Genomic DNA, 15,855 nt, shown 5'->3' with positions numbered 1-15,855 from the left:
TATTCAAAAGAGTCTAATGTCTCCATCGATAGAGATTGTGCTAAACATTGTCGGGAACAATTTAAGCCCCACTGAACCACAGCTTATTTGGCGAATTGCTTTTTAATTTCGACATGGTTTTCTTTCAAAATCACATACGAAAAAAGCCTCTGCATTGCTGCAGAGGCTTTCGTCTTAATGTTGGCGGAGCGGACGGGACTCGAACCCGCGACCCCCGGCGTGACAGGCCGGTATTCTAACCAACTGAACTACCGCTCCTTTAGCAAAGTGCTTACGCATCATGCTAAATTCTTTTTAAGTCGCTAGCTTGTCAGAGCTAGGAGACTCGATTTTCTAAGAAAATCTAAATAGGCGCCTGGAAATGACCTACTCTCACATGGGGAGACCCCACACTACCATCGGCGCAATTGCGTTTCACTTCTGAGTTCGGGATGGGATCAGGTGGGACCACAATGCTATGGTTTCCAGACAAATTAGGTACAATTTAGAAAGCTAATTATTTACGCCCTATTCAGGCTAAGTCCACTTCAATCAAGTGTTTGTATTCTTCTGTAAGTTTCACCACCAGTAAAACCCATTAGGGTTGTATGGTTAAGCCTCACGAGTCATTAGTACATGTTAGCTCAACGCCTCACAACGCTTACACACCATGCCTATCAACGTCCTAGTCTCGAACGGCTCTTTAGAGGAATTAAATTCCTAGGGATGACTCATCTTAGGACTCGCTTCCCGCTTAGATGCTTTCAGCGGTTATCGATTCCGAACGTAGCTACCGGGCAATGCTATTGGCATAACAACCCGAACACCAGCGGTTCGTCCACTCCGGTCCTCTCGTACTAGGAGCAGCTTCCTTCAATCATCCAACGCCCACGGCAGATAGGGACCGAACTGTCTCACGACGTTCTGAACCCAGCTCGCGTACCACTTTAAATGGCGAACAGCCATACCCTTGGGACCGACTTCAGCCCCAGGATGTGATGAGCCGACATCGAGGTGCCAAACACCGCCGTCGATATGAACTCTTGGGCGGTATCAGCCTGTTATCCCCGGAGTACCTTTTATCCGTTGAGCGATGGCCCTTCCATTCAGAACCACCGGATCACTATGACCTGCTTTCGCACCTGCTCGACGTGTATGTCTCGCAGTTAAGCTGGCTTATGCCATTGCACTAACCGTACGATGTCCGACCGTACTTAGCCAACCTTCGTGCTCCTCCGTTACTCTTTGGGAGGAGACCGCCCCAGTCAAACTACCCACCAGGCACTGTCCTCAACCCCGATTCAGGGGCCAGAGTTAGAACATCAACACTACAAGGGTGGTATTTCAAGGTTGACTCCACAAGAACTGGCGTTCCTGCTTCAAAGTCTCCCACCTATCCTACACATGTAGGGTCAATGTTCAGTGCCAAGCTATAGTAAAGGTTCACGGGGTCTTTCCGTCTAGCCGCGGGTATACGGCATCTTCACCGCAATTTCAACTTCACTGAGTCTCGGCTGGAGACAGCGTGGCCATCATTACGCCATTCGTGCAGGTCGGAACTTACCCGACAAGGAATTTCGCTACCTTAGGACCGTTATAGTTACGGCCGCCGTTTACCGGGGCTTCGATCATGAGCTTCTCCGAAGATAACCCAATCAATTAACCTTCCGGCACCGGGCAGGCGTCATACCGTATACGTCATCTTGCGATTTTGCACAGTACTGTGTTTTTGATAAACAGTTGCAGCCACCTGGTATCTGCGACTGCCGTCAGCTTAGGGAGCAAGTCCCATCACCAACAGCAGCGTACCTTCTCCCGAAGTTACGGTACCATTTTGCCTAGTTCCTTCAGCCGAGTTCTCTCAAGCGCCTTGGTATTCTCTACCCGACCACCTGTGTCGGTTTGGGGTACGATTCCTACTAACCTGAAGCTTAGAAGATTTTCCTGGAAGCATGGCATCAACTACTTCAGTCCCTTAGGACCTCGTCATCAACTCTCAGTGTATGCGCACCCGGATTTGCCTAAGTGCACCACCTACAGCCTTAAACGCGGACAACCAACGCCGCGCTAGCCTAGCCTTCTCCGTCTCTCCATCGCAGTTAGCAGAAGTACGGGAATATTAACCCGTTTCCCATCGACTACGCCTTTCGGCCTCGCCTTAGGGGTCGACTCACCCTGCCCCGATTAACGTTGGACAGGAACCCTTGGTCTTTCGGCGAGGGAGTTTTTCACTCCCTTTATCGTTACTCATGTCAGCATTCGCACTTCTGATACGTCCAGTGTGGGTTACCCCTTCACCTTCAACCGCTTACAGAACGCTCCTCTACCGCTCAATACAAAGTATTGAACCCATAGCTTCGGTGTATTGCTTAGCCCCGTTAAATCTTCCGCGCAGGCCGACTCGACTAGTGAGCTATTACGCTTTCTTTAAATGATGGCTGCTTCTAAGCCAACATCCTAGCTGTCTAAGCCTTCCCACATCGTTTCCCACTTAGCAATAACTTTGGGACCTTAGCTGATGGTCTGGGTTGTTTCCCTTTCCACGACGGACGTTAGCACCCGCCGTGTGTCTCCCGAGTAGTACTCATTGGTATTCGGAGTTTGCAAAGGGTTGGTAAGTCGGGATGACCCCCTAGCCTTAACAGTGCTCTACCCCCAATGGTATTCGCTCGAGGCGCTACCTAAATAGCTTTCGAGGAGAACCAGATATCTCCCGGTTTGATTGGCCTTTCACCCCCAGCCACAAGTCATCACCGCATTTTTCAACATACGTGTGTTCGGTCCTCCAGTTGATGTTACTCAACCTTCAACCTGCCCATGGCTAGATCACCGGGTTTCGGGTCTACACCTTGCAACTAAACGCGCAGTTAACACTCGGTTTCCCTACGGCTCCGCTATTCGCTTAACCTCGCTACAAAATGTAAGTCGCTGACCCATTATACAAAAGGTACGCAGTCACGGTCTCAAGGACCGCTCCCACTGCTTGTACGTATACGGTTTCAGGTTCTATTTCACTCCCCTCACAGGGGTTCTTTTCGCCTTTCCCTCACGGTACTGGTTCACTATCGGTCAGTCAGGAGTATTTAGCCTTGGAGGATGGTCCCCCCATGTTCAGACAAGATGTCACGTGTCCCGTCCTACTCGATTTCACGTAAAGTTAGTTTTCATGTACGGGGCTATCACCCTGTGCCGCTGTGCTTTCCAACACATTCCACTAACACCCTCTACGCTTAAGGGCTAATCCCCGTTCGCTCGCCGCTACTAGGGGAATCTCGGTTGATTTCTTTTCCTCCGGGTACTTAGATGTTTCAGTTCCCCGGGTTTGCCTCATAACGCTATGTATTCACGTTATGATACTCACTTATGTGAGTGGGTTTCCCCATTCGGACATCGTTAGCTCAAATGCTTGTTACTAGCTCGCCAACGCTTTTCGCAAGTTACTACGTCCTTCATCGCCTCTGACTGCCAAGGCATCCACCGTATACGCTTAGTCACTTAACCATACAACCCAAATAAGTTTCATAATGAAACCAACGCCCAAGCGGGTAAGCTCGGTGGTTGTATTGCAACTAATGGTGTTTACTTTCGCCAAAAGAATACTCATGAACACCCACCTTACGGTGTGTATTCGGCACTTGATTAAAGTGTTTGAGAACTCAATTATAAATAATTTCGCATTAATGCTATAAACAACAACTTAACTTAAGTCATCGTCCCTTTCACATTAATACTATCAGCTTTCCAAATTGTTAAAGAACGGGCTTAAAAAAGCCAAAGATAAATTCTGCATTTATCTTTGGCATCTCTATCCATGTGCATGACTTCAAGTAAAACAAGAAGTAAATGGTGGAGCTATGCGGGATCGAACCGCAGACCTCCTGCGTGCAAGGCAGGCGCTCTCCCAGCTGAGCTATAGCCCCATTTACATGCAGTCAAACAAAAATATCGAATACCAATTAGATTGGCTTGCCAATTCGTATGCTAATCAAGGCAGTTTAATGCGACGTTTAGCCTGCTAAACGAGTATTAAACTAACGAAGAGTAGAAAAGAATTGGTGGGTCAGAGTGGACTTGAACCACCGACCTCACCCTTATCAGGGGTGCGCTCTAACCAGCTGAGCTACAGACCCATTCTTTTTGGTCTTTTAATCCTTACTCGGCGTTACTTTCTTCGTTTCTCAGTCATGTGCTAAAGCACACTCCCTGCGAGACTCATCAAGTGCCTTGATTAAGAACTAAAATCCTCAAAAATATCTTTCGATACTTTGCTCTTTCTTCTATCAAGTAATCTGTGTGAACACTCAACAAACATTAAGTTAGTCGTATAGGTAAGGAGGTGATCCAGCCCCAGGTTCCCCTAGGGCTACCTTGTTACGACTTCACCCCAGTCATGAACCACACCGTGGTAAACGCCCTCCCGAAGGTTAAGCTATCTACTTCTGGTGCAGCCCACTCCCATGGTGTGACGGGCGGTGTGTACAAGGCCCGGGAACGTATTCACCGTGGCATTCTGATCCACGATTACTAGCGATTCCGACTTCATGGAGTCGAGTTGCAGACTCCAATCCGGACTACGACGAGCTTTCTGGGATTAGCTTCACCTCGCGGCTTCGCAACCCTCTGTACTCGCCATTGTAGCACGTGTGTAGCCCTACTCGTAAGGGCCATGATGACTTGACGTCGTCCCCACCTTCCTCCGGTTTATCACCGGCAGTCTCCCTAAAGTTCCCACCATTACGTGCTGGCAAATAAGGATAAGGGTTGCGCTCGTTGCGGGACTTAACCCAACATTTCACAACACGAGCTGACGACAGCCATGCAGCACCTGTCTCAGAGTTCCCGAAGGCACTAAACCATCTCTGGTAAATTCTCTGGATGTCAAGAGTAGGTAAGGTTCTTCGCGTTGCATCGAATTAAACCACATGCTCCACCGCTTGTGCGGGCCCCCGTCAATTCATTTGAGTTTTAACCTTGCGGCCGTACTCCCCAGGCGGTCTACTTAATGCGTTAGCTTGAGAACCCAGTGTTCAAGACACCAAATTCCGAGTAGACATCGTTTACGGCGTGGACTACCAGGGTATCTAATCCTGTTTGCTCCCCACGCTTTCGTACCTGAGCGTCAGTCTTTGTCCAGGGGGCCGCCTTCGCCACCGGTATTCCTTCAGATCTCTACGCATTTCACCGCTACACCTGAAATTCTACCCCCCTCTACAAGACTCTAGTTTGCCAGTTCGAAATGCAGTTCCCAGGTTGAGCCCGGGGCTTTCACATCTCGCTTAACAAACCGCCTGCGTACGCTTTACGCCCAGTAATTCCGATTAACGCTTGCACCCCTCGTATTACCGCGGCTGCTGGCACGAAGTTAGCCGGTGCTTCTTCTGCGAGTAACGTCACAGCTAACGGGTATTAACCGTTAACCTTTCCTCCTCGCTGAAAGTGCTTTACAACCCGAAGGCCTTCTTCACACACGCGGCATGGCTGCATCAGGCTTTCGCCCATTGTGCAATATTCCCCACTGCTGCCTCCCGTAGGAGTCTGGGCCGTGTCTCAGTCCCAGTGTGGCTGATCATCCTCTCAGAACAGCTAGGGATCGTCGCCTTGGTGAGCTCTTACCTCACCAACAAGCTAATCCCACCTAGGTACATCCAATCGCGAAAGGTCCGAAGAGCCCCTCCTTTCCCCCGTAGGGCGTATGCGGTATTAGCAGTCGTTTCCAACTGTTATCCCCCTCGACTGGGCAGTTCCCTAGGCATTACTCACCCGTCCGCCGCTCGTCAGCAAAGAAAGCAAGCTTTCTTTCTGTTACCGCTCGACTTGCATGTGTTAGGCCTGCCGCCAGCGTTCAATCTGAGCCATGATCAAACTCTTCAATTAAAGTTTTTTGTTCGACTACGTCGAACGGCTCAATGGAATTCTACTGTTTTGAATTCACTTCGTTCATAAAGAAGTTGGTGAATTCAATAACTACATTTCTGTAATTACATATTGCTATGAACACTCACTATTTCTAGTAAAGAATCATTGAGTAAAATTTTTGATTACCCGCTTTACGAATAAAGAATGGTAATTTCGAATAACTCAACACCTGTGAGTGTCCACACAGATTACTTGATAAATTGTTAAAGAGCGTTAGCACATCTCGGTAAGCCCGAGTGGCTAGGGCTGCGTATTCTACGCTTTCCCTTGTTGGCGTCAAGTAGTTTTTTAAATAAAGTTTCAATTAATCAGTTTGCATTGCAAAAGAAACTTGAAGACTCTATTTCCTACATTACGCTACACTTTGCTTGCTACGTTTAGGGTAACGAGTTTAGTGCAACTGATTCGGCAACATTCGCTATACCGCGCCGTTTGCCGTGTCAGTGGGAGCGCATTATAGGGAGCGCAATTCATTACGCAAGTGCTTTTTTTGTTTTTAAGTTTCGCATGTCGATCTTTTGCTCACATTGCTGTTTTTTGTGTCTAAAAGGCTAATTTTGAGGCTATGAGAGCAACTAGACCTTGGTTATAGGTGTTACCCCAAGGTCACTTTTTCGTCAATGGACTAGTGTAATGGTAAATAATTCATTACCATATACGAGCTATTAACAGTTATTTATCAATTCTTCAGAGAATCTATTTATGCAAAAGCCATTTCTTATTGTTTTGATCATCGCCGTTGTAGGGGCGTTGGCACTTTTTCAAATCGTAGACGTTAATGCTGCTATCGCTTTTTTCACCGGTGCTATTATTGCTAGTGCAGTTTTTACAATGCAGCCATCAAGCGCAGCCACGACTTCAAGCAGTCAATATAAAGGCCCTACAATGACACTTTATGTTGGTAATCTGCCTTACCGCGTTCATGAGGGGGAAGTTAAAGAGTTATTTGGTAAGTACGGCCCTGTCAATTCAGTGCGATTAGTACGTGACCGTAAAACAGGACGCCGCAAAGGTTTCGGTTTTATTGAGATGTCAGAAGCTGGCGCTAAAAAAGCGATGTCAAAGTTAAACGAATTTGATTTCCAAGAGCGCACGCTAAAAGTAAGAGAAGCTAAGTCGCAAGATGCCGATAAGTCAGAGAAAGCTGACACTAACGCATAATGATCTAGCTTACATTAACCAAGTGAATTTAAGCCTGATGTGGCAACACCTGGCTAAATCCCCACTTGGTTAATGTCTTCATTAATCCTGGCTCAATTCCCTCTGTTGTAAAATACGCTTGTTTGCTACCTTGCAATTGCGTGTCCATCGCCTCATCACACAAATCGACCACTCTCGCGGCTATCGCATAGGATGAATCAAGCAGCGTCACTTTTGAATCCAATAATGTATTGAGCTCTGTCGCCAATAAAGGAAAGTGGGTACAGCCTAATACCAAGGTGTCGATATCATCAGCAATAATAGGCTTAATAACAGCGTCCAATTGCTCTATATCGAATGTTCGTCCTGCCATTTTTGCTTCAGCCATTTCCACTAATTCGGAGCTGCCATATAGGCCAACATAGCAATGGCTGGCAAAACGCTTAATTAGATCGTGGGTATAACTTCTTGATACGGTCGCAGGGGTAGCCAGTAATCCAATTCGTTTTGAGCTTGATGTCTGAGCAGCGGGTTTAATCGCTGGTACAACCCCTACTATAGGTATTGAGGTTCGTGACCTTAATTGCGGCAGCAATATTGTACTGGCAGTATTACAGGCAATCACAATAATATCGGGTTGATGTTTAGCAATCATCGCCAGTATCAGCTTTAATGCACCGCTAACTAATGCTTGTTCAGCAAGCTCGCCATAGGGCAACCTCGCATTATCAAATAGATAATAGTAATTGGCTTGTGGTAACCGTTGCTGAATTTTCTCTAATACGGTCAAACCACCAATACCTGAATCAAACACCAGTATATTCAAGCAAGCAACTCCCTATTCTCTATGACCCGCCATGCGGCTTAAAGGTGAAACGCTACCTTGCCCTTGTTAACCTTGCAGGTAGTTAATTTTGTCATCCTGATACTGGACTTAAATACTAGGTAGTATACTATTTGCGCCCCAAATAAGACGAACGGTGATCAGAAATGAATTTAGCAGCGATGGATCCTAGCAAGTATGAAGCACAACTAGAAGCAAAAAGTGCCAAGCTTCAGCAGGCTTTTGGTACTTTTGAAACCCCAGCGCTAGAAGTCTACAGTTCTGATAAAGCCCATTACCGTATGCGCGCAGAGTTTCGCGTTTGGCATGATGGCGAAGACCTGTACTACTACATGTTTGACAAAGCGCTCAATCAAAAAGTGCGTTGTGAACAGTTTTTGCCCGCCAGTGAGCTGATCAATCAAATGATGCCTAAGCTCATGCAAGCATTAAAGCCCAATCAAGTGCTGCGCCATAAGCTATTTCAGGTCGATTTTCTATCAACACTTAGCGGCGAGATATTGGTGTCTCTGCTTTATCATAAGCAGCTAGATGAGCAATGGCAGCAACAAGCGCTCGCGTTAAAAGCAACGCTCAGTGAAGAGTTTAACGTTAACTTTATTGGCCGCGCACGTAAGCAAAAAATTGTATTAGACCAAGACTTCGTAATTGAGAGTTTGCAAGTCAACCAGCAAACCTTGACCTACAAACAAGTCGAAAACAGTTTTACTCAGCCCAATGGTAATGTATCGATTAAGATGCTTGAATGGGCTATCGATTGCACCAAGAACAGCCAAGGTGATCTGCTTGAGTTGTACTGTGGTAATGGCAACTTCTCCATCGCGCTGGCACAAAACTTTGAGCGAGTATTGGCGACCGAACTGGCTAAACCCTCAGTGGATTCAGCGCAATATAATATTGCGGCCAACCATATCGACAACTTGCAGATCATTCGCATGTCAGCAGAAGACTTCACCGATGCTTTGGCAAAGAAACGCAGTTATCGCCGTTTAGAGGGAATTGATTTAGACAGCTATAACTGTGAAACCATTTTTGTCGATCCACCTCGAGCCGGTTTAGACGACAATACGTTAAAGATGGTTCAGGGTTATCAGCGTATTATGTACATCTCTTGTAATCCAGATACGTTAAAAGCCAACCTAGAGGTGCTTAACGAAACACACAAGATCACCCGTTTCGCATTATTTGACCAGTTTCCCTATACCGACCATATGGAGTCGGGTGTGTTACTCGAGCGTCGATAGTTCAGTTGGTCATAAAAAAGGGTCCATCGCGGACCCTTTTTGTTAACGATTTTCCATTTTATGCTGCAAGGCTTCGGCGCCCTTAGCGACCATACGCAGCTGAATGACTAACCTGTCGGCTAAAACCTTACGGTCGACTCGCTTCATATCTAAAGCTGCTGCACCGGCATTAAAAACCAAAGTGACTAAAGCTTCTGCTTGAGCACGAGCAAAATCAGGTGCTCTGCCGGCGGTTGCTTCGGTGTAATGCGCCAGTTCAGAGATAAAATGCTCAATTTCTCGCGCGACTGCCGCCCTAAAAGGTGCAGAGGTGCCAGAACGTTCATGAAGTAAAATGCGAAAAACGTTAGGGTTAGACTCTAATACTTCCATAAAGGTATCGACAGAGATACGAATCACACTACCGCCAGCTTCGGCACGCTGACGTCCTTTACGCATCATCTGACGTAAGGTTAATCCACCTTCATCGACCATGGTCAGTCCCAGTTCATTCATATCTTTAAAATGACGATAAAAAGATGTCGGTGCAATATTGGCCTCGCGGGCCACTTCTCGCAAACTCAAACTAGAAAAACTTCGCTCAGCACTCAACTGATTAAAGGCCGCATCGACAAGTGCCCGCCGCGTCTTCTCTTTTTGTTGTGCTCTCACGCCCATCATGATCAACCTACTAAAATCCGCAATGTGCAAATCATACCTTCTTTAGCACAAAAACGCAGCCCAACTTGACCCATACTCACAAGCAAGTTAAATTAGCGTACAGATGTACGCTCAAAAAATTGATGTTGGAAAACTATAATGAAAAAACCACCGCTCATCTGGACCAATGTCCTGCTATTTGCCATCACTTTTGCTGGCGCCCTCATTGCCGTGCCTTGGTATGCAATAACGATAGGAATAAGCGCAACCGAGTGGATAGCCTTTATCCTACTCGCCTTTGCCAGTGGCCTTTCTATTACAGCCGGTTACCACCGTTTATGGTCTCATAAAACTTATAAAGCCCATGCTTCTATGCGCTTTTTGTTTGCCCTAGGCGGTGCTTTAGCGCTACAAAATAGTGCATTACATTGGTCATCTGATCATCGCGTGCACCATAAGCACGTTGATAACAATGACAAAGATCCCTATTCAGCTAACATGGGTTTTTGGTATAGCCACATAGGTTGGATGCTTAGGGAGTACCAAGCACAGCGCTACCACGATTATAAAAATGTCCGCGACCTGCAAAATGATGCCATCGTCATGTGGCAGCATAAATACTACTTACCTTTAATGCTGCTGATGAACATAGGTCTGCCGATATTGCTTGGCTGGCTCAATGGCAACATACTTGGCATGGTGTTGATTGCAGGATTACTGCGCTTAGTAGTGGTCCATCATTGCACGTTTTTCATTAACTCTTTGGCCCATGTTTGGGGCTCACAACCATACACTGATAAAAATACCGCTCGTGATAATGGCATTATTGCCCTGTTCACTTATGGAGAAGGTTACCATAACTTCCATCACATTTTTGAGAACGATTATCGCAATGGCATTAAGTGGTGGCACTATGATCCAACCAAATGGCTAATTAATGCTATGGCCTTTGTCGGCTTGGCCAGTCACCGACGTGTGACCCCGCAAGAGCGGATAGAAAAAGCCCAACTGCAAATGCAGCTTCAACGCACTGAAAGCTCTATTAAACAGTTAGCGAACTATGATGAAGTGATGGAACGGCTTCACCAAGAATATGAGTTAATGAAAACCCAGCTTAGCGAATACTACAATGCTAAAAAGGCATTGCTTGAAGCCCGAAAAAGCAAACTGGCCAATCATCAGCTTGCTGCGCAAGTCATACAACTCAAAAAACAGGTGCGGGCACAGCGCAAAGCCTGGCGCGCATTCACCGCAAATTACGCTAAATACCAAGTGGCGTAATCCCCCTAAAAAGCACAAATACTTAATTGACCGTATTGCACCGCGGTCAATTAAGTCTATGATGTTGAACAACAGCTATTTAGGATCAACATCATGGCAACTGCTCATATCAAACTCACCGAATACAGCCATGGTGCTGGTTGCGGTTGTAAAATATCGCCCAAAGTACTCGGCACTATTTTAGCTTCTCAGCTGCCAGTATTTCATGATGAAAACTTGCTAGTGGGTCACCAAAGCCGTGATGACGCCGCCGTGTATAAGCTCAATGATGACACGGGTATTATCAGCACCACTGACTTTTTCATGCCGATAGTCGATGACCCCTTTACCTTTGGCAGAATTGCCGCCACCAACGCCATTAGTGATATTTACGCCATGGGTGGGACACCTATGATGGCCATTGCGATTCTTGGTTGGCCGGTGGATAAACTGCCAGCTGAAATAGCCCAGCAAGTTGTTGATGGTGGCAGACAAGCCTGTGCAGACGCAGGCATCATGCTTGCTGGCGGCCATAGTATCGACTCACCAGAACCCATTTTTGGCTTGGCCGTTACCGGACAAATTCCACTTACAGAGCTCAAACAAAACAATACAGCTAAAGTCGGCGACAAACTCTATCTCACTAAGCCGATAGGCATCGGTATTTTAACCACGGCCCAGAAACAAAAAAAATTAGCCGAGGCTGACCAACATATTGCCCCTGAGGCTATGTGCCAACTCAATAAACTTGGGCCACAAATCGCTAAACTTACCGGCGTCAATGCGATGACCGATGTCACAGGCTTTGGCTTAGCTGGACACCTACTGGAAGTCTGCCTCGGTGCTGGCGTACATGCACAAGTCAATATTAAGCAAGTACCAGTACTACCACGTGCAATAGAATATCTGCATATGGGATGCATCCCAGGTGGTACCGAACGAAACTTTGATAGCTACGCGGCATATTTACCGCCACTCAGTGATATTGATAAAGCCTTATTATGTGACCCACAAACTAGCGGCGGACTGCTGATCGCCGTTAACGCTGACGATGAAGACAAGTTGGTACAGCTGCTTAATACCCACCAACTACCGAGTCAATGCATCGGTCAATTGTGCGCACCAGATACCACCAGTGTTATCGAGTTAATTTAATGAGCAATATTATCCCTAAGCAAGCATTTGCTCAGCTGCTTGCTAACGATCATCCACTGATCGATGTTCGCGCTCCCGTCGAATTTAATAAAGGCGCATTTCCTAGCAGTCACAACTGCCCTCTAATGGTCGACAGCGAACGCCAAAAAGTCGGGACATGCTACAAAAAGCAAGGGCAACAAGCGGCAATTGAGCTTGGGCATCGCTTAGTGTCTGGCAAGATAAAACAGCAGCGAATTGACGCTTGGCTGAGTCACATCAGCGCGCAATCCAATAGCTACCTGTACTGTTTTCGCGGTGGATTACGCTCTCAGTTGTCGCAGCAATGGATCAAAGATAGCCAGATTGATATTGCCTTCATTGAAGGTGGCTACAAGGCAATGCGCCAGTTCTTAATTGAAGTCATCGCTAAGCCAACCAAACAGCCGTTCTACGTGCTAAGTGGCGCAACTGGTTGCGGTAAAACCGATTTTATTCAACAACGTGCAGACGCCATCGATTTAGAAGCTATCGCTCATCATCGTGGATCGAGTTTTGGCCGTCGCCATGAGGCGCAACCTTCACAAATCAACTTCGAAAATCAGCTAGCAGTTGACCTGCTTAAACATGCACGGCGGCAAGAGGCTTGTTTAGTAGTAGAAGATGAGAGCTTTTTGATTGGCCGCTCTGCCATTCCGCAGCCCTTTTATCAAAGAATGTTACAAGCCGAACTGTTAATACTTGAAGAAAATGAAGCTGCCAGATTATCACGGCTGCTTGATGAGTATGTGCACAAAATGCATCAAGGCTTTGTCAGTCGACAAGGTGAAGAGGCAGGATTTGAAGCCTTTAGTCAGTACTTACAGCAAAGTATTCATAGCATTAAAAAACGGCTAGGTGGGCTGCAGCACGACCAATTAATTACCTTAATCAATCAAGCACTACAAACCCAACAGCAAAATGGCGATACCCAAGCACACCTCACTTGGATTCAAATTCTGCTCACGCAATACTACGATCCTATGTATCAGTACCAGTTAGAAAAGAAGCAACGCCCCATCAAGTTCCAAGGCGATCAACACGCCATTGGCCAATGGCTAGATGAGCAACAAAGCCAGCAATAATTGCCCATACAATCATTAACGCAACCGACTTAGGGTCATCGTGACTTTTTGGCGCCAGCTCGATTGAGCTTCAGTGCTATATTGCAATCTAAAACAGGGATTCTGCATTAAAAAACTCGGATCACGGATCAACAACTCAGACAGCTGCTTATCATCAATTAATATCATCTTGTGTTGCTGCAGCGCCTCTTTAACCTGCAAGGTTTGCTGGCCAACAATAATTGGCCGCAGTGAAATGGTCGACAGCAGCGCCCTTGGTATACGTTGCGCTTTCTCACTGACTAACAAGCACGCCCCTTCATAGGGCAAAATTACGCTATCAATACTGACTCGGTAGCGCAGCACACTGAGCAAATAGTGTTTAACCCGTACCCGAAACTCTAAATTGGCTGTAAAGATAGCCAGTCCAGCCAGCACGTTTGCGCAAGCTAAGGCTAAGAAAAGTTCACTAATTTGCCATTGCATCGCACCTAGCAGCACCATAGCAAGTATTGCTGAAATCACCATAAACAACGCGTTAAGTATATTGTTGGCAGCGATCATTTGAGCCCGCTGACTCGGTACAGCTCGCGCTTGCACAAAGGCGTATAAAGGTACGATATAAACCCCACCACTGATCCCAATACACAGTAAGTCGAATAAAAGTCGGTAGTGATTGGGTTGAGAAAGAAAGTCGCTCACCGACATTAATGGCTGCGCCGTCATAGTTGGTATCGCGTAATAGAGGTCGACACCAAAAATCCATAAACCCAACAAGCCTAGCGGCACCACGCCAATTTCAACCCGTTGCCTTGATAACCGGGTACATAACATCGACCCTAGCGCAATACCCACCGAAAACAACACCAATAACAGCGACACAACTGTCGCATCACCGTTTAAATGTACCCGCGAGAAATTAGCAAACTGAGTTAAGTAAGTCGCCCCCACAAACCAAAACCAACTGATAGCGATAATGGCTATCCAAATTACTGGCTGTTGGCGGCAAAGTGTCAAAGTACGCAGCATGCCAGAAAAAGGCGCAAAAGGGACATCATCGACTTGGTGTACTGGCGGCAATGGCGGAATTTGGCGGCTATAAAATACCCCTAGCAAAGCAAACGCCACCACACTAGCTGCGGCAACAACTTCCGCATAGGATTGGGTTAATATTAACCCCGCGCCAATGGTGCCAAGCAAAATCGATACAAAGGTGCCAACTTCAACCCAAGCATTACCTCGCACTAAATCTTCAGCGGTTAAGATTTGCGGCAACAACGAGTACTTTACTGGCCCAAAAAAAGCAGACTGCGTGCCCATAAGAAATAACAATACCAGCATCAGCAAGTAGCTGTGGGTCACTATCGCCGCAGCAGCGCAAGCCATAATCACAAATTCCAGCAGCTTGAGTCGCCTTATCAGTAGCGCTTTGTCCATATTATCGGCTACTAAGCCGGCATAGGCTGAAAACAGAAAGAAAGGCAGAATGAATAGGCCCGCGGCCAAATTGACAAACAGATTGACATCAAACGGCAAACTACTGACTTGTGAATAGGTCACCATCAGTAGCAGCACATTCTTATAGACATTATCGTTTAATGCACCTAGGCATTGAGTAACAAAATAGGGGAAAAAGCGTCGCGATAATAACATGTTACTCTCACTGTCTATCTAGCAAATAATAAAAAGCCATCCAACGGGATGGCCTTTAAAGAGTTAACCCGATTATCATCAGGAGATCAACAGTTCATCCCACGCTAAATGGGGCGAGCCAACCACGATAAAGTTGGGATTCTCTAACGATTCACGTTCATTGTAGCTCAGCGGTTGCAGGGTCAAATCCATAATTTGCCCGCCAGCTTCTTCGACAATAATTTGCGCCGCTCCGGTATCCCACTCACCTGTTGGGCCAATGCGAACATAACAATCTGCGCGTCCTTCAGCCACCAAGCAGCTTTTCAACGCTGCGCCACCAAGCACCACCAAATCACAATGCTTACCATGATTAAATAACTTAAGGACTGACTTAGGATCTTGCCGGCGACTAACAGCCAAACGTAATGACTGACTTTGCTCAGCGGTCAATTGTTTACTACTGATGCGCATGTCCGCACCATTGTCTCGTCGATAAGCGCCTAAGCCCGCAATGGCGTAGTAGCAAACATCTGTCATCGGCACATAAACGATGCCCATAATGGGACGATTATGCTCAACTAACGCGATAATGACCGAAAAGTCGCCGCTACCCGCAATAAACTCGCCAGTACCATCTAAAGGATCAACTAACCAATAACGCTGCCACTCACAACGTTGGCTAAAGGGAATATCGGCATCTTCTTCCGACAGCACTGGAATATCAGGGGTCAATTTAGCTAATGAAGCCGTGATTATTTTATGGGCCGCGATGTCGGCTGAGGTCACCGGAGTATTATCTTGCTTGATCTCGCGATCGAAACTTCCTTCAAGGTAGATATCTTTTATCTCCTTGCCCGCTTTTACCGCGATAGCGATCGCTGCTTCAACAATCTCTTCTGGCTTCATAACAACTCCAACAGCCTATGACTACGACATAATATCAATTCGACAAAAATGCCAA

The 15,855-nt window shown here is 46.6% G+C and carries 9 protein-coding genes, 3 tRNA genes and 3 rRNA genes; 5 read left to right on the top strand and 10 right to left on the bottom strand.

Going from position 1 to position 15,855, the window contains the following annotated elements:
• Positions 1–181: 181 nt before the first annotated feature.
• From FLM48_RS01270 to FLM48_RS01245, 6 genes are all read right to left on the bottom strand, one after another.
• Positions 182–258 (bottom strand) — tRNA-Asp (locus tag FLM48_RS01270).
• 95 nt (positions 259–353) lie between these two features.
• Positions 354–469, bottom strand: a 5S ribosomal RNA gene (gene rrf / locus FLM48_RS01265).
• Between the two features lie 118 nt (positions 470–587).
• Positions 588–3,480 (bottom strand): 23S ribosomal RNA (locus FLM48_RS01260).
• Positions 3,481–3,823: 343 nt separating this feature from the next.
• Positions 3,824–3,899: transfer RNA gene (locus FLM48_RS01255), tRNA-Ala, on the bottom strand.
• A gap of 133 nt (positions 3,900–4,032) precedes the next feature.
• A tRNA-Ile gene (locus tag FLM48_RS01250) sits at positions 4,033–4,109 on the bottom strand.
• Positions 4,110–4,308: 199 nt separating this feature from the next.
• Positions 4,309–5,853: ribosomal RNA gene (locus FLM48_RS01245) — 16S ribosomal RNA — on the bottom strand.
• Together the 16S, 23S and 5S rRNA genes with 3 tRNA genes alongside form the textbook arrangement of a ribosomal RNA operon.
• A gap of 744 nt (positions 5,854–6,597) precedes the next feature.
• Here FLM48_RS01245 and FLM48_RS01240 point away from each other — a divergent pair.
• Positions 6,598–7,056: an RNA-binding protein gene (locus FLM48_RS01240; RefSeq protein ID WP_028772903.1), complete on the top strand. Its 459-nt coding sequence runs from the start codon at positions 6,598–6,600 to the stop codon at positions 7,054–7,056.
• A 28-nt stretch (positions 7,057–7,084) separates the two neighbouring features.
• On the opposite strand, the gene murI is transcribed toward FLM48_RS01240, so the two are convergent.
• The gene (gene murI, locus FLM48_RS01235; RefSeq protein ID WP_179022980.1) at positions 7,085–7,861 is read right to left on the bottom strand and encodes a glutamate racemase; all 777 of its coding nucleotides are present in this window, start codon (positions 7,859–7,861) and stop codon (positions 7,085–7,087) included.
• 164 nt (positions 7,862–8,025) lie between these two features.
• Here murI and trmA point away from each other — a divergent pair, with 164 nt between their 5' ends.
• Positions 8,026–9,123: a tRNA (uridine(54)-C5)-methyltransferase TrmA gene (gene trmA, locus FLM48_RS01230; protein ID WP_179022978.1), complete on the top strand. Its 1,098-nt coding sequence runs from the start codon at positions 8,026–8,028 to the stop codon at positions 9,121–9,123.
• A 42-nt stretch (positions 9,124–9,165) separates the two neighbouring features.
• Here trmA and fabR read toward each other — a convergent pair whose 3' ends face one another.
• A complete protein-coding gene (fabR, locus tag FLM48_RS01225) occupies positions 9,166–9,780 on the bottom strand; it encodes an HTH-type transcriptional repressor FabR (RefSeq protein WP_028772900.1) in 615 nt (204 codons plus the stop codon).
• 141 nt (positions 9,781–9,921) lie between these two features.
• Here fabR and FLM48_RS01220 point away from each other — a divergent pair, with 141 nt between their 5' ends.
• The 3 genes from FLM48_RS01220 (at position 9,922) to mnmH (ending at position 13,280) form a co-directional block, all read left to right on the top strand.
• Entirely contained in the window at positions 9,922–11,043 is a 1,122-nt protein-coding gene (locus FLM48_RS01220; protein ID WP_179022976.1) for a fatty acid desaturase, read from the top strand.
• A 93-nt stretch (positions 11,044–11,136) separates the two neighbouring features.
• Positions 11,137–12,177, top strand: coding sequence for a selenide, water dikinase SelD (gene selD, locus FLM48_RS01215; protein ID WP_179022974.1), 1,041 nt, complete (start codon positions 11,137–11,139; stop codon positions 12,175–12,177).
• Entirely contained in the window at positions 12,177–13,280 is a 1,104-nt protein-coding gene (gene mnmH, locus FLM48_RS01210) for a tRNA 2-selenouridine(34) synthase MnmH (RefSeq protein WP_256871013.1), read from the top strand. Before selD ends, mnmH begins: the two co-directional genes overlap by 1 nt.
• 15 nt (positions 13,281–13,295) lie before the next feature.
• Here mnmH and FLM48_RS01205 read toward each other — a convergent pair whose 3' ends face one another.
• Positions 13,296–14,912: an MFS transporter gene (locus tag FLM48_RS01205; protein ID WP_179022971.1), complete on the bottom strand. Its 1,617-nt coding sequence runs from the start codon at positions 14,910–14,912 to the stop codon at positions 13,296–13,298.
• A 78-nt stretch (positions 14,913–14,990) separates the two neighbouring features.
• Positions 14,991–15,800, bottom strand: a complete 810-nt coding sequence (gene cysQ, locus FLM48_RS01200; protein ID WP_028772896.1) for a 3'(2'),5'-bisphosphate nucleotidase CysQ — start codon at positions 15,798–15,800, stop codon at positions 14,991–14,993.
• Positions 15,801–15,855 lie beyond the last annotated feature (55 nt).

It is taken from the genome of Shewanella sp. Scap07, assembly GCF_013394145.1.
Classification (GTDB): Bacteria; Pseudomonadota; Gammaproteobacteria; order Enterobacterales; family Shewanellaceae; genus Shewanella; species Shewanella waksmanii.
The sequence above is the reverse complement of the archived record's forward strand: the minus strand, read 5'-3'. Positions and strand labels throughout refer to the sequence as shown.

Excerpts from the sequence above, each read along its gene's own strand:
- FLM48_RS01240 (WP_028772903.1), top strand. The coding sequence starts at position 6,598 with ATGCAAAAGCCATTTCTTATTGTTTTGATCATCGCCGTTGTAGGGGCG.
- trmA (WP_179022978.1), top strand. The coding sequence starts at position 8,026 with ATGAATTTAGCAGCGATGGATCCTAGCAAGTATGAAGCACAACTAGAA.
- fabR (WP_028772900.1), bottom strand. The coding sequence starts at position 9,780 with ATGGGCGTGAGAGCACAACAAAAAGAGAAGACGCGGCGGGCACTTGTC.
- FLM48_RS01220 (WP_179022976.1), top strand. The coding sequence starts at position 9,922 with ATGAAAAAACCACCGCTCATCTGGACCAATGTCCTGCTATTTGCCATC.
- selD (WP_179022974.1), top strand. The coding sequence starts at position 11,137 with ATGGCAACTGCTCATATCAAACTCACCGAATACAGCCATGGTGCTGGT.
- mnmH (WP_256871013.1), top strand. The coding sequence starts at position 12,177 with ATGAGCAATATTATCCCTAAGCAAGCATTTGCTCAGCTGCTTGCTAAC.
- FLM48_RS01205 (WP_179022971.1), bottom strand. The coding sequence starts at position 14,912 with ATGTTATTATCGCGACGCTTTTTCCCCTATTTTGTTACTCAATGCCTA.
- cysQ (WP_028772896.1), bottom strand. The coding sequence starts at position 15,800 with ATGAAGCCAGAAGAGATTGTTGAAGCAGCGATCGCTATCGCGGTAAAA.